Origin of the sequence: Roseomonas sp. CCTCC AB2023176, from assembly GCF_042259275.1 — a bacterium.
Lineage (GTDB): Bacteria > Pseudomonadota > Alphaproteobacteria > Acetobacterales > Acetobacteraceae > Roseomonas.
Genome location: NZ_CP170086.1, coordinates 663,832 through 676,198, shown reverse-complemented (window position 1 = coordinate 676,198; position 12,367 = coordinate 663,832). Strand labels below are relative to the sequence as shown.

The following is a 12,367-nucleotide window of genomic DNA, read 5'->3' as shown; positions in this document are numbered from 1 at the left end:
CGACGGTTACGCAGACGGGTCCCGCGACGTCCACGATTCGTTTGCACTTGGCGGGCTAGGTTGCGAGCGACACCGATCCAGGGGAGGCCCCCGAGATGCCACTCGCCAGCGCGCTCCGCGTCCTTGTTGTCGAGGACCAGGCGAGCATGCGCGCCATGATCGTGAACGGCCTGAAGACGCTCGGCATCACGCAGATTGCGGAGGCGGCGGACGGGGAGGCGGGGCTGCGGGCTATGTTGCTGGCGCCTGCGCACCTAATCCTGTCCGACGCGGAGATGCCGGGCATGGACGGCGTGACCTTCCTGCGCGCGGTGCGGGCGCATCCGCCAACGGCGCAGACAGGCTTCATCATGCTGACGGGGCGGGCGGAGAAGTCCTTCGTCGAGAAGTGCATCCAGTATGGGGTGAACAACTACATACTGAAGCCCGTCACGCCGGAGGTGCTGCGGGAGAAGATGGAGAAGGTGCTGGGCAAGCTGACGTGACGGTGCGCCCGTCGGGGCCGCTTGGAGGGGCGGTGGACGCCGGGCAGGGCGGGCGGTAACCCGCTGGGCGCATGTCCCAGCACCGCGGCCGACGCAGATGAGCGCACCCCTGTCCGACCTTCGGATCGTGGAGGTCACGGCGTTTATCGCGGCACCCTTGGGCGGGATGACGCTGGCGCAGATGGGGGCCGACGTGATCCGGGTGGATCCGATCGGGGGGAACATCGACTACCGGCGCTGGCCGCTCGCGCCGTCGGGAGACAGCCTCTACTGGGCCGGGCTGAACAAGGGGAAGCGTTCGGTCGCCTTGAACCTGCGGCGGGCCGAGGGGCAGGAGATCGCGGCGGCGCTGATCACCGCGGGCGGGCCGGGGGATGGGGCGGGGATCCTGCTGACCAATCTGCCGGCTTCCGGCTGGATGGAGCATGCGGCGCTGGCGGCGCGGCGGGCCGACCTGATCTCACTGCGGCTGACGGGGAGCTCGGACGGTGCGGGGGCCGTCGATTACACGGTAAACTGCGCGGCGGGGTTCCCGATGGCGACCGGCCCAGGTGGGGCGCCGGTCAACCACGTCCTGCCAGCCTGGGACGTGGCGGCGGGACTTTACCTCTCGACGGGGCTGCTGGCGGCGGAGCGGGTTCGGGCGCGGACGGGGCAGGGGCAGGAGGTCGCGCTGGCGCTGTCGGACGTTGCCTTCGCGACCGCGGCGAACCTTGGCTACGTCGCGGACGTGCAGGTCAACGGGCCGTGCGGCCGGCGATGGGGAACGACCTGTACGGAGCCGTCGGGCGGGATTTTGCGTGCGCGGACCGGCGACGGGTCATGCTCGTGGCGATCTCGGACCGGCAGTGGCATGCCATCGGCAAGGCGACCGGGCTGGCCGACCGATTGGCGATGCTGGGGCCGGTGATGGGCGTGGACATGGCCGACGAAGGGGGCGCTTCGCGGCGCGGGGGGCGATCTGCGCGGTGCTGGAGCCCTGGTTCGCGGCGCGGACCTTGGCGGAGGTGCGGACGGCCTTCGAGGGCGCGGGGGTGCTCTGGGGGCCTTACCAGGATTTCGGGCAGATGGTGCGGGAGGACCCGCGGGTCTCCGCTGCCAACCCGCTCTTCGCGGAGGTCGAGCAGCCCGGGGTGGGGCGGGTGCTGACGCCGGGGCTGCCGCTCCATATGCAGGATCGGCCGGCGCCGATGCCGGCGCCGCGCCTCGGGCAGCACACGGACGAGGTGCTGGCAGAAGTGCTCGGGCTGTCCGCGGCCGCGATTGGCCGGCTGCACGATACGGGAGTCGCTGCCGATGCCGTTGGACGCTGATGTTCGCTCCGAAGTCCGGGACGACCTGCTGACAGCCTGTGAGGCCGGCCTGTCGGCGGCCGAGCGGCTGCTGGAGGCAGGGCGCCGCGGGGTGGCTGGGTTGGTGGCGCCCGACGGGCGGGTGGACCCGGCGAGGCTTGATGCCCATCAGTTCGCGGCGCACGCGCTGGCCTGGACGGCGACGACGGTCGAGGCGCTGCGGCAGACGCTGCGCTGGGCCCGGACCCTGCGAGCGGAGGGCGGGTTCGGGGTCGCGGAGGCCGCGATCCTGCGGTTGGGCTTCGCGGAGTACCTGGCACAGATCGGCGGCGGCATCCCGATGAGCGGGTCGGAGATCGCGCGGCCCGCCGACATGTGCGTGGCGGAGGAGTCGGTCGCGGCGTTCCGCGCGGTGCCGGCGGTGGCCGCCCTGGCCGATCCCGCGGCGCTGGCGGCGGCACGGGTCGTGCTGGCCGAGGAGATGGGGGAAGGGCGCTTCGGTGCGGACGCGCTGGGCGACGAGGCGATGGAGGCGGTGCGCGAGACCTTCGACCGCTTCGTGGCGGCGGAAGTCGCGCCGATCGCCCAGGGCATCCACGATCGGGATGAACTGATCCCGATGGGGCTTGTGGACAGCATGTCGGCGATGGGCGTCTTCGGGCTGACGGTGCCGGAGGAATTCGGCGGGCTGGGATTGGGGAAGGTCGCGATGTGCCTCGTCTCCGAGGCGCTGTCCGCGGGCTATCTCGGCGTCGGGTCGCTCGGGACTCGGAGCGAGATCGCGGCGGAGCTGATCCGCGGCGGCGGGACGGCGGCCCAGAAGGAGCGCTGGTTGCCGCTGCTCGCCTCGGGCGCGGTGCTGCCGACGGCGGTGTTCACGGAGCCGAACACGGGGTCCGACCTCGGCGCGGTGCGGACGCGGGCGGTGCGGGATGGGGATGTGTACCGCGTGACCGGGGCGAAGACCTGGATCACGCATGGGGCGCGATCCGACCTGATGACGTTGCTGGTGCGGACCTCCGACGCGCCGGGGTATCGCGGGCTGTCCATGCTGCTGGCGCCGAAGCCGCGGGGGACGGAGGCCGAGCCGTTCCCGGCAGCGGGGATGAAGGGGGCGGAGATCCGGGTCCTCGGCTACCGCGGGATGAAGGAATACGAGATCGGGTTCGACGGGTTCGAGGTGCCTGTCGACGGCTTGCTGGGCGGGGTTGAAGGCCAGGGCTTCAAGCAGTTGATGGAGACCTTCGAGAGCGCGCGCATCCAGACCGCGGCACGTGCGCTGGGCGTGGCGCGGAACGCGATGGAGCTCGCGCTGGCCTACGGGCGGGAGCGGGAGGCCTTCGGCCGGGCGCTGACGGCATTCCCACGCGTGCACGCGAAGCTCGCGATGATGGCGGCGGAGACGATGATGGCGCGGCAGCTCACGCTGTTCGCTGCGCGGGAAAAGGATTCGGGGCGGCGCTGCGACGTGGAAGCCGGGATGGCGAAGCTGCTGGCGGCACGCGTTGCCTGGGCGAACGCGGATTCGGCGCTGCAGATCCATGGCGGGAACGGGTACGCACTGGAATACCCGATCAGCCGCGTGCTCTGCGACGCGCGGATCCTCTCGATCTTCGAGGGAGCGGCGGAGGTGCAGGCGCATGTCATCGCGCGCGGGCTGCTCGGGCGGGCAAACTGAGCGCCGGGGCCTGTTGACGGCGCAGGAGGTTTGACACGGGGCAGGGGTGGGGTGCACCGTTTGCTCATATCCGAACGATGCGTTCATAATTGAACGGTTGGAGAGGAGCGGCGAACCGCCCGCGATGGCAGGATCGAGCGCAGCGGCCCTGAGCCTCGAGAACGTCGCCCGGCGCTTTCCTTCGAAGGCGCGGGGCTCCGCGCTGTTCACGGCGGTCGAGGCGCTGTCCTTCGAGGTACGAAGTGGGGAGTTCGTGGCGCTCGTCGGGCCTTCGGGCTGCGGCAAGAGCACGATCCTGAACCTCGTCGCCGGGCTGGACCGGCCGAGCGAGGGTGTCGTCCACGTGTCGGGGGAGCCGGTGCGAGGGCCGAACACGCATGTCGGCTTCATGCTGCAGAAGGATCTTCTGCTGCCCTGGCGTTCCATCCGGCGCAACGTGGAATTCGGGCTGGAGGCGCGGCCGATCGGGCGCGGGGAGCGAACCGCGCGGGTGGAGCGGGAGTTGCGGCGCTGCCGGCTGACGGAGCTGGCAGACCGGTATCCGCACCAGTTGTCGGGCGGGCAGCGGCAGCGTGCGGCGCTGGCGCGGACGCTCGCGATCGAGCCGGACCTGGTGCTGCTGGACGAGCCGTTCTCGGCGCTGGATGCGCAGACGAAGCTGCTGCTGCACCGGTCCTTCGCGCGAACCATCGTGGCTTCCGGCGTGACGACGCTGCTGATCACGCACGACCTGTCGGAGGCCGTGACGATGGCGGATCGCATCCTGGTGATGAGCGAGCGGCCCGGGCGGATCGTCGAGGAGATCGAGGTCGGGCTGCCGCATCGCGACGACCCGATCGCCCGCGCGTCGCTACCGCGCGCGCGGGAGTTGATGGCGCACCTGTTCCATTCCCTGCACCTGGATGACCGCGTGGATGCCTGACGGAACGCGCGCCTTGCCGGCCGCGCCGGCGCCCAAGGGGCGGAAGGGACTGCGGAGACGGCGCCGCGCAGGGCGGTGTGGCACGGTGCGGCGCTGCCCGGCGCGTCGCTGGCGCTGCTGGCGGCGGTTTTGCTGGCCTGGGAGTTTCTGCCGCCGGCGATGGGCGTGCCGAAATACATCATCCCGCCGGTGTCCGACCTCCTCGCGGAGATGGGGCGGATGTGGCGGCAGGAGGATCTGGCGACGCACCTGACGTCCACGGCGACTTGGGCGGTGGTCGGCTTCGTCCTGGGCGGGGTCTTCGGGGCGGCGTTCGGCTACCTCCTCGGGCTGTCGCCGACGGCGGAGCGCGTGCTGTCGCCCTACCTGCTGGCGTTGCAGATCGCGCCGAAGGTGGCCTTCGCGCCGCTGTTCATCCTGTGGTTCGGGTACAATGCCTGGCCGAAGCTGGTCGTCACGGTGCTTGTCGTGTTCTTCCCGATCCTCGTGAACGTGCTGCAGTCCATGCGCGTGGCGGACCGGGACCTGGTGAACCTGGCGCGCGCCTATTCGATGTCGCGGGGGCAGATCTTCTGGAAGGTGCTGTTCCCGGCGTCCATGCCGAACCTCATGGCGGGGCTGCGGATCGGGGCGACGCTCGCGGTCATCGGGATCACGGTGGGGGAGGTGGTGGGGTCGCAGGTCGGGCTCGGCTACCTCATCACCTACGGGCAGGGGGCGGCGAACACGGCGATGGTGTTCGACGCGATCGTGCTGCTGACGGTCATCGGCATCGTCATGTACTGGGCCGTCGCGGCGGTGGAGACGCGGGTGCTGCACTACATCCCCCGCGCGGTGCAGTAGATGCTGACAGGGCGCACGATCGTCGTGACGGGTGCGGCGCGCGGGGTGGGGCGTGCGATCGCCGAGGCCTGCGCCGCCGCCGGGGCGCGGTTGGTGCTGGCCGATATCCTGGAGGACCTGGGGCGGGAGACGGCGGCCACCCTTCCCGGTGCGCGATTCCTGCCGCTCGACCTCGCCGATCCGGACTCCGTCTCGCGCTTCGGGGCAGACGTCGCGGCGCATGAGGGCGCGGTGCACGGCCTGGTGAACAACGCGGCGATCGCCACGGGGATCGGCGGGCCGGAGTTCGACGCGATCGAGATCGGGACCTGGGACCGCGTGATGACGGTGAACGTCCGGGGTACCTGGCTCGTCACGCGGGCGCTGGCGCCGCTGCTGGTGGCGTCGGGGTCTGGGCGGATCGTCAACCTGGCGTCGGATACCGCGCTCTGGGGCGCGCCGCGACTGCTGGCCTATACGGCGTCCAAGGGCGCGGTGATCTCGATGACGCGGTCGCTGGCGCGGGAGTTGGGGCCGCGCGGCGTAGGCGTGACCTGCGTCGCGCCGGGCATCATGCGCTGCGAGGCGACGGAATACGTGCCGGAGGCCCGGCATCGGTTGTACGAGGACGGGCGTGCCGTTCCCGGTGCGCAGGTGCCGGGGGACATCACGGCGGCCATTACCTTCCTCCTCACGCCCGGTGCGCTGGCGCTGACGGGGCAGGTCCTGCCGGTGAATGCGGGGTTCGTGTTCACGTGAGCGCGCCCGAACGCCTGCGCGCGGCGGGGACCGCCCTGATCCACCGAGCCGGTGATGGACCGGAGCTGCCGGTTGTCCTGCTGCACGGCATTGGAAGCAATGCCGAATCGTGGAGCGCCGTCCTCTCCGCCCTGTCTCACCGGGTCTCCGCCTTCGCCTGGGACGCGCCGGGCTACGGCGATTCCGAACCTCTCGCGGATCCGTCGCCCCGGCCGGCCGATTACGCCGACCGCCTGCGGTTCATCCTGGACGAGCTCGGGCTGGGGCAGGTCGTCCTGGCCGGCCATTCCCTCGGCTGCCTCTTCGCGGGCGCCTTCGCCGCACGGTATCCGGACCGCGTCCGGGTCCTCGCGCTCCTCTCGCCGGCCCTGGGCTACGGGATCGGCCCGGGCGAACCCTTGCCGAAGGGCGTCCAGTTGCGCCTGGACGACCTCGCCGCGCTCGGCCCGGCGGGCATGGCGGAGAAGCGTGCGGCGCGGCTCGTCCATGACGCCGAGCGGAAGCCGGAGGCCCTGGCCGCCGTGCGACGCGCAATGGCCGCGATCCGGCCGGAGGGCTACGCCCAGGCCGTGCGGGCCCTCGCAGCGGGCGATCTGCTCGCGGATGCGCGGGCGCTCGAGATCCCCGTGTCCGTCACGATCGGCCTGGAGGACGTGGTCACGCCGCCGAGCAACGCGCAGGCGGTGCGTGCCGTCCTGCGCCACCCTCTGAAGGCGCGCGACCTCATCGGCGTCGGCCACGCAGTGCCACAGGAGGAGCCGGCCACCGTCGCCAAGGTTCTGCGCGGCCTCGCGACGCGAGCCCTCGAATGACCGAGACCGAGGACGCCTACATCTCTGCGCCCGTGCAGCGCGCCGCGCGGCTGCTGCGCCACATCGGGGAGGGCGACGCGGTGACGAACATGGCGGACACGGCGCGCCGCATCGGCATTAACCGCACGACGCTGCTTCGCCTGCTGCGCACGCTGGAAGCCGAGCGCTTCATCGAGCGTCGTGGCGGCGGCGAGCTGGGCTGGCGGATCGGTACGGGGCTGATCGGCCTCGCCGCCCAGGCCTTCTACTCCGATGACCTCGTGCAGGTCGCCGTGCCCGTCCTGACGCGGCTCGCGGATACTCTCGGCCTCTCCGCGCATCTTGGCGTGCTGGATGGGCGGGAGGTCGTCTACGTCGTCCGGCGCGTGCCGAACCTGGCCTTCGCGAGCAACATCCGCGTCGGGTCGCGTCTGCCGGCGCATGCGGCGAACATGGGCCGGATCATCCTGGCGCATCTGGGCGAGGAGGCGGTACGGCACCTGTTCGGAAAGGACGCGCTCGCCGCCGCTACGCCGCACACGCCGACGAACCTGGACGCGCTACTCGAACGTCTCGCCACGGACCGCGCCGCGGGCCTCGCCTGGAGCGACGGGCATTACGAGGCGGGCATCGGCTCCGTCGCGGCCGCTGTGCTGGACGCGACGGGGGCGCCAGTGGCCGCGCTGAACGTCTCCGGCGCCCGCGACAGCTTCGTGGGGGAGGCACGCCGGGCGGAGATCGGCCGTGCGGTGCTGGCCGCCGCGCGCGAGATTTCGGCACGCCTGGGCTGGACCGGCGCGGGCCATTCCGCATCCGGCGCGCATCTGCGGGTGGTGGCCTGATGGATCTGGGCTATGCGGGCCGCGTCGCGGTCGTCACCGGCGGGACCTCCGGCATCGGGCTCGAGACGGCCCGCATCCTGATCGAGGAGGGCGCACGGGTCGCGGTCTGCGGGCGGGACGAGGCGCGGCTGGAGGCGGCGAGAGCGCGACTGGCCGAGGTTCGGGGCGAGGACGCGCTTCTCGCCGCGCGCTGCGATGTGCTGGACAAGGCCGCCGTCGCCGCCTTCGCGGAGGCCGTCGCGGTCTGGGGCGGGGGCGTGCTGGACCTGCTGGTGAACAATGCCGGACAGGGGCGCGTTTCCACCTTCGCCAGCACGTCGGACGATGACTGGCGGGCGGAACTCGACCTGAAATTCTTCTCGCAGATCCTGCCGATCCGGGCCCTCCGGCCCTTGCTGGATCGCGCCGAGGCGCCCGCGATCGTGGGCGTGAACTCGCTGCTCGCGTACCAGCCGGAGCCGCATATGGTCTGCACCTCCGCCGCCCGCGCGGGCGTGCAGTCCTTGCTGAAGTCGCTCGCCGCGGAACTCGCGCCGCGTATCCGGGTGAACTCGATCGTGCTGGGGCTCGTCGACTCCGGCCAGTGGCAGAGACGGTTCGAAGCGCGGGCGGACAGGGCGGTGGACCGGGAGACTTGGTACGGCGACCTGGCGCGGAGCAAGGGCATCCCGCTGGTCCGCCTCGGCCGGCCGGAGGAACCCGCGCGCGCGGTCGTGTTCCTGGGCTCGCCCGCCGCGTCCTACATCACCGGGGCGTCGCTGGAGGTCTCCGGCGGCGTGTCCCGCTTCATCTGAGGACGCGGACCATGGACACCGCCCCGGTTTACCTGACCACCGCCGAGAAGCCCGTCGGCGACCTGATCGCTGCGGCGCTGGCGGACATGGGCGTGACGACGGCCTTCGGCGTCATCTCCATCCACAACATGCCGATCCTCGACGCCATCGCACGGCAGGGGCGCATCCGCTTCGTCCCGGCGCGGGGCGAGGCCGGAGCGATGAACATGGCCGACGCCTATGCGCGGGTGTCGCGGTCGCTCGGCGTCTGCATCACCTCGACGGGCACGGCGGCCGGCAATGCGGCGGGGTCACAGGTGGAGGCGCTGACGGCCGGGTCGCCCGTGCTGCACGTCACGACGACGGTGGACCGCAGCCTGATGGACCGCGACCGCGCCGCGATCCACGACGTGCCGCGGCAGCCCGACATGCTGCGCGCCGTGTCCAAGGCCTTCGTCAGGGCGTGGGAGCCGCATGCGGCGGTAGACGCGCTGGTGGCCGCCGCGCGCATCGCGCTCACGGCGCCGGCCGGACCCGTGTCCCTGGAAATCCCGATCGACGTGCAGCGCGCGAAGGCCCGTCCGCGCAGGGTGGTCGGCGTGACCCATGTCGCGCCGCCGTCGCCCGATCCGCGGCTGCTGGACGAGCTGGCGCATCGGGTGCTTCGCGCGGAGCGGCCGATGCTGTGGCTCGGCGGCGGCGCGCGAGGCGCGTCGGAGGCCGCAACGGCGCTGGTCGAGCGCGGCTTTGCGGCGGTCACCAGCACGCAGGGCCGCGCGACGGTGCCGGAGGGCCACCCGCGCAGCCTCGGCGCCTTCAACATGACACCGGGGGCGCAGGGCGTGTACGACCGCGCCGACCTGATGGTCGTCGTCGGGTCGCGGCTTCGTGGAAACGAGACGCGCAACAATGCCATGCGCCTGCCACCCCTCGTCCAGGTGGACGCGGACCCGAGGCAGGCCGGGCGCAACTATGCGGTGGAAATGTTCATCCCCGGCGACGCGCGCGCGGTGCTGGAAGGGTTGCTGGAACGGCTGCCGCCGACCCTGCAGGTAGATGCGTCTTTCCATGCGGCGGTGTCGGAGGCGCGAGCTGCATCGGAAGCCGCGTTGCGTTGTACGCTCGGCCCCTACGCCGAGATCGCAGATGCGCTGTCCGAGCGGGTCCATGCGCGCCGGCTGCCCTGGGTCCGGGACGTCACGATCTCCAACTCCACCTTCGGCAATCGCTACGTCCGCCTCGCCGCGCCGAACCTCGGCGTGCACGCGCTGGGCGGCGGCATCGGGCAGGGCATCGCCATGGGGATCGGCGCGGCGCTCGCAGGCCAGGGCAAGGCCGTCACGCTAGTGGGCGACGGTGGCGCGCAGTTGATGATCGGGGAACTCGCGACGGCCGCGGAGACGGGGGCGGAGGTCGTCTTCGTGCTGATGAACGACCGGGGCTACGGCGTGATCCGCAACATCCAGGACGCGCAGTATGAAGGCCGTCATGCCTATTCGAACATCCTGACGCCCGACTTCTCGCTGCTCTGCACCTCCATGGGGCTGCCACATGTGAAGGTGACCTTCGCCGAACGCTTCGCGGCGGCCCTCGATGCGGCGCTCGACGCGCCGGGGCCGCGGGTGGTCGAGGTGGACATGACGGCCATCGGACCCTTCGCCGAATCCTTCGCCGGCCCGCCTGCCGGCGCCGCCGGTTCCGTGCGCTAGAGGAGGATGCCGTGCCGACCTACGCCTTCCCCGCCCTCTCCCCTCACCAGAGCCGGACACGTGAGCCGACGGAATGGGAGATGTCGCTTGCGGGCGCCATCGAGGACGCCTTCGGCAGGGGACATCACGACCTGCCCGGACTGGTGGCGGCCCTCAACGCATCCCGCATCCGCCCGCGCGAGGGCGGGACTTGGACGGAAAACAGTTTCACCGCGCTGATGCGCGAACTGGGAGCGTGACCCGATGAGCGCGACCACGCTGGACCGGCCCCGTGCCCGCGGCGAGGGGCCGAGCGACCCCGAGGTGCAGGCCCATCTCAAGACCGGCCTGCGCAACCGCTGGTATCCCGTGCTGCCGTCGCGCTTTGTCGAGATCAGCGGCAAGCCGCTCGGCATCACGCGCCTCGGCGAGCGCATCGTGCTGTGGCGCGACGCGACGGGGGTGGTGCGCGTGCAGTCGGACCGCTGCCCGCACCGCGCGGTACCGCTATCGAAGGGCATGAACGAGGGAGACCGCATTCGCTGCGCCTATCACGGCGTGGAGATCGGGGCGGACGGCACCGTCCTCGCTGTGCCGGGACAGCCGGGCTGCGCGCTGGAGGGCAAGAAGGCCGTCAAGACCTACCCGTCCTTCGAACTGGCCGAGGCGATCTGGGTCTGGTTCGGCGATGCGCTGCATGCAGAGGCCCCACCGTTCAACCCGCCGGAGCAACTGGCGGGCGGGGAGTTCAGCACCTTCTGCTGCTACGCGGACTGGCGGGCCTCCTGGCGCTATATCTACGACAACCTCATGGACCCGATGCACGGGGCCTTCCTGCACGCCAATTCGCATTCCATGTCGCAGGGCGAGACCTCCGCCCGCTTCGTCACGCGCGACACGGAGAAGGGCTTCTTCTTCGAGAAGGATGGGCAGCGCAACGTGAACTTCGACTGGTCCGAGTTCCTGGACGACGGCGCGCTGATGGTGCGGCTGGAAATTCCCTATCCCCGCACCGGGGGTCCCGGCGGCAATTTCGGCATCGTCTCCGTCATCACGCCGATCGACGAGACGAACTCGGCCTGCTTCTTCTGGCGGTTCCGCAAGGTGCAGGGCTGGGTGCGCGACACCTGGCGGTTCCTATACCGGACGAAGCTGGAGCCGCGGCACTGGCACGTGCTGGAGCAGGATCGCGAGATGCTGGACGGCGTCGGCCTGGGCCTGGAGCGCGGGGAGATGCTGTACCAGCACGATGCCGGGCTGATGCGGTTGCGGCGCTACCTCGCGCGGCAGGCGCGGCTACAGATGGTCGCGCTGCATGAGGCGGGGGTCGGATGATCCACCGTCGCACCGCCCTGGGGTCGGCCGCGACGCTGGTGACGACACGCGGCGCCCTCGCGCAGGGCGCGCCAGAGGCCTTTCCGCGTCGCCCCCTGACGCTGATCGCACCCTTCACGCCGGGCGGGCCGATCGACATCCTCGCGCGCGTGCTTGCGGCGGGGTTCCAGGCGCGCACCGGCCAGCCCGCGGCGGTGGACAACCGCGCGGGCGGGGCGGGGATTCCGGGGATCGATGCCGTGCGGCGCGCGGCGCCGGACGGGACGACGATGCTCGTCATTCCCGCCGGGAACCTGACGATCAACCCGACGCTGCTGCGTAACCTGCCCTACGACGTGGAGCGTGACTTCGCACCGGTGTCGATGATGGCGACGACGCCGAACCTGATCCTCGGCGCGCCGAACCTGCCGGCGCGCACGATCGGGGAACTGATCGCGCTGGCGAAGGCGAGGCCGGACGAGCTGTCCTACGGGTCCCCGGGCGTCGGCAGCGGGCTGCACCTCGCCATGGAACTGCTGAGGTCGAAGGCCGGGATCCAGATGGCGCATGTGCCGTATCGCGGCACGACGCAGGCGGTGAATGACTTGCTCGGCGGCACACTGCCGCTGCTGGCGAGCAACCTGCCCGTCGCCCTGCCGCTTGTTCGCGACGGCCGCGCGAAGGCGCTGGCGATGACGACGGCCGAACGAAGCGCCGCCCTGCCCGACGTGCCGACGCTGGCCGAGAGCGGTTTTCCCGGGATCGACGTCACGTCCTGGTACGGGCTCCTCGTCCCCAGGGCGACGCCGGCGGCCGTGGTCGCGGCAATCTCCCAGGTCACGGAAGCCGTGCTCCGCGCCCCGGAAGCCGGGGCCAGCCTGGCGGCGCAGGGCATGGACGTGGTCTGCGAGCCGCCCGAGCCGTTCGCGGCCCGGCTCCGTCGCGAGACCGCGCTCTGGGCCGAGGTTATCCGCGAACGCAACATCCGCGTGGAGTAGGCG

14 protein-coding genes are annotated in these 12,367 nt (G+C 71.5%); all 14 read left to right on the top strand.

All coding sequences use genetic code 11. The features are described 5' to 3' along the window. Positions 1-95: 95 nt before the first annotated feature. The 14 genes from ACE7GA_RS03385 to ACE7GA_RS03320 all read left to right on the top strand — a co-directional run bounded on the left by ACE7GA_RS03385 (position 96) and on the right by ACE7GA_RS03320 (position 12,364). On the top strand, positions 96-485 hold the full coding sequence (locus ACE7GA_RS03385) for a response regulator (RefSeq protein ID WP_376095628.1): 390 nt from the start codon (positions 96-98) through the stop codon (positions 483-485). Between the two features lie 97 nt (positions 486-582). Continuing rightward, positions 583-1,395, top strand: a complete 813-nt coding sequence (locus ACE7GA_RS03380; RefSeq protein WP_376095625.1) for a CoA transferase — start codon at positions 583-585, stop codon at positions 1,393-1,395. A 58-nt stretch (positions 1,396-1,453) separates the two neighbouring features. Continuing rightward, positions 1,454-1,798: a CoA transferase gene (locus ACE7GA_RS03375; protein ID WP_376095622.1), complete on the top strand. Its 345-nt coding sequence runs from the start codon at positions 1,454-1,456 to the stop codon at positions 1,796-1,798. Beyond that, positions 1,782-3,455 carry an acyl-CoA dehydrogenase family protein gene (locus ACE7GA_RS03370; protein ID WP_376095619.1) on the top strand — a complete coding sequence of 558 codons (1,674 nt, stop codon included), beginning with the start codon at positions 1,782-1,784 and terminating at the stop codon, positions 3,453-3,455. Before ACE7GA_RS03375 ends, ACE7GA_RS03370 begins: the two co-directional genes overlap by 17 nt. 124 nt (positions 3,456-3,579) lie before the next feature. Continuing rightward, positions 3,580-4,377, top strand: coding sequence for an ABC transporter ATP-binding protein (locus ACE7GA_RS03365; RefSeq protein ID WP_376095616.1), 798 nt, complete (start codon positions 3,580-3,582; stop codon positions 4,375-4,377). Positions 4,378-4,452: 75 nt separating this feature from the next. After that, positions 4,453-5,220 carry an ABC transporter permease gene (locus ACE7GA_RS03360; RefSeq protein ID WP_376095613.1) on the top strand — a complete coding sequence of 256 codons (768 nt, stop codon included), beginning with the start codon at positions 4,453-4,455 and terminating at the stop codon, positions 5,218-5,220. Then, positions 5,221-5,958: an SDR family oxidoreductase gene (locus ACE7GA_RS03355; protein WP_376095610.1), complete on the top strand. Its 738-nt coding sequence runs from the start codon at positions 5,221-5,223 to the stop codon at positions 5,956-5,958. It abuts the gene before it with no gap. After that, on the top strand, positions 5,955-6,770 hold the full coding sequence (locus ACE7GA_RS03350) for an alpha/beta fold hydrolase (protein ID WP_376095607.1): 816 nt from the start codon (positions 5,955-5,957) through the stop codon (positions 6,768-6,770). The genes ACE7GA_RS03355 and ACE7GA_RS03350 overlap by 4 nt, the downstream gene beginning before the upstream one ends. Next, positions 6,767-7,591, top strand: coding sequence for an IclR family transcriptional regulator (locus ACE7GA_RS03345; protein ID WP_376095603.1), 825 nt, complete (start codon positions 6,767-6,769; stop codon positions 7,589-7,591). Before ACE7GA_RS03350 ends, ACE7GA_RS03345 begins: the two co-directional genes overlap by 4 nt. Next, positions 7,591-8,385 (top strand): SDR family oxidoreductase, encoded by a 795-nt coding sequence (locus ACE7GA_RS03340; protein WP_376095600.1) that lies wholly within the window; start codon positions 7,591-7,593, stop codon positions 8,383-8,385. The genes ACE7GA_RS03345 and ACE7GA_RS03340 overlap by 1 nt, the downstream gene beginning before the upstream one ends. 11 nt (positions 8,386-8,396) lie before the next feature. Continuing rightward, positions 8,397-10,073 carry a thiamine pyrophosphate-binding protein gene (locus ACE7GA_RS03335; RefSeq protein WP_376095597.1) on the top strand — a complete coding sequence of 559 codons (1,677 nt, stop codon included), beginning with the start codon at positions 8,397-8,399 and terminating at the stop codon, positions 10,071-10,073. An 11-nt stretch (positions 10,074-10,084) separates the two neighbouring features. After that, a complete protein-coding gene (locus tag ACE7GA_RS03330; protein ID WP_376095594.1) occupies positions 10,085-10,312 on the top strand; it encodes a recombinase-like helix-turn-helix domain-containing protein in 228 nt (75 codons plus the stop codon). 4 nt (positions 10,313-10,316) lie between these two features. Continuing rightward, positions 10,317-11,387 carry a Rieske 2Fe-2S domain-containing protein gene (locus tag ACE7GA_RS03325; RefSeq protein WP_376095591.1) on the top strand — a complete coding sequence of 357 codons (1,071 nt, stop codon included), beginning with the start codon at positions 10,317-10,319 and terminating at the stop codon, positions 11,385-11,387. Further along, entirely contained in the window at positions 11,384-12,364 is a 981-nt protein-coding gene (locus ACE7GA_RS03320) for a Bug family tripartite tricarboxylate transporter substrate binding protein (protein ID WP_376095588.1), read from the top strand. Before ACE7GA_RS03325 ends, ACE7GA_RS03320 begins: the two co-directional genes overlap by 4 nt. The last annotated feature ends 3 nt before the right edge of the window (positions 12,365-12,367 follow it).

Excerpts from the sequence above, each read along its gene's own strand:
- ACE7GA_RS03380 (WP_376095625.1), top strand. The coding sequence starts at position 583 with ATGAGCGCACCCCTGTCCGACCTTCGGATCGTGGAGGTCACGGCGTTT.
- ACE7GA_RS03340 (WP_376095600.1), top strand. The coding sequence starts at position 7,591 with ATGGATCTGGGCTATGCGGGCCGCGTCGCGGTCGTCACCGGCGGGACC.
- ACE7GA_RS03345 (WP_376095603.1), top strand. The coding sequence starts at position 6,767 with ATGACCGAGACCGAGGACGCCTACATCTCTGCGCCCGTGCAGCGCGCC.
- ACE7GA_RS03385 (WP_376095628.1), top strand. The coding sequence starts at position 96 with ATGCCACTCGCCAGCGCGCTCCGCGTCCTTGTTGTCGAGGACCAGGCG.
- ACE7GA_RS03355 (WP_376095610.1), top strand. The coding sequence starts at position 5,221 with ATGCTGACAGGGCGCACGATCGTCGTGACGGGTGCGGCGCGCGGGGTG.
- ACE7GA_RS03335 (WP_376095597.1), top strand. The coding sequence starts at position 8,397 with ATGGACACCGCCCCGGTTTACCTGACCACCGCCGAGAAGCCCGTCGGC.
- ACE7GA_RS03320 (WP_376095588.1), top strand. The coding sequence starts at position 11,384 with ATGATCCACCGTCGCACCGCCCTGGGGTCGGCCGCGACGCTGGTGACG.
- ACE7GA_RS03325 (WP_376095591.1), top strand. The coding sequence starts at position 10,317 with ATGAGCGCGACCACGCTGGACCGGCCCCGTGCCCGCGGCGAGGGGCCG.
- ACE7GA_RS03370 (WP_376095619.1), top strand. The coding sequence starts at position 1,782 with ATGCCGTTGGACGCTGATGTTCGCTCCGAAGTCCGGGACGACCTGCTG.
- ACE7GA_RS03365 (WP_376095616.1), top strand. The coding sequence starts at position 3,580 with ATGGCAGGATCGAGCGCAGCGGCCCTGAGCCTCGAGAACGTCGCCCGG.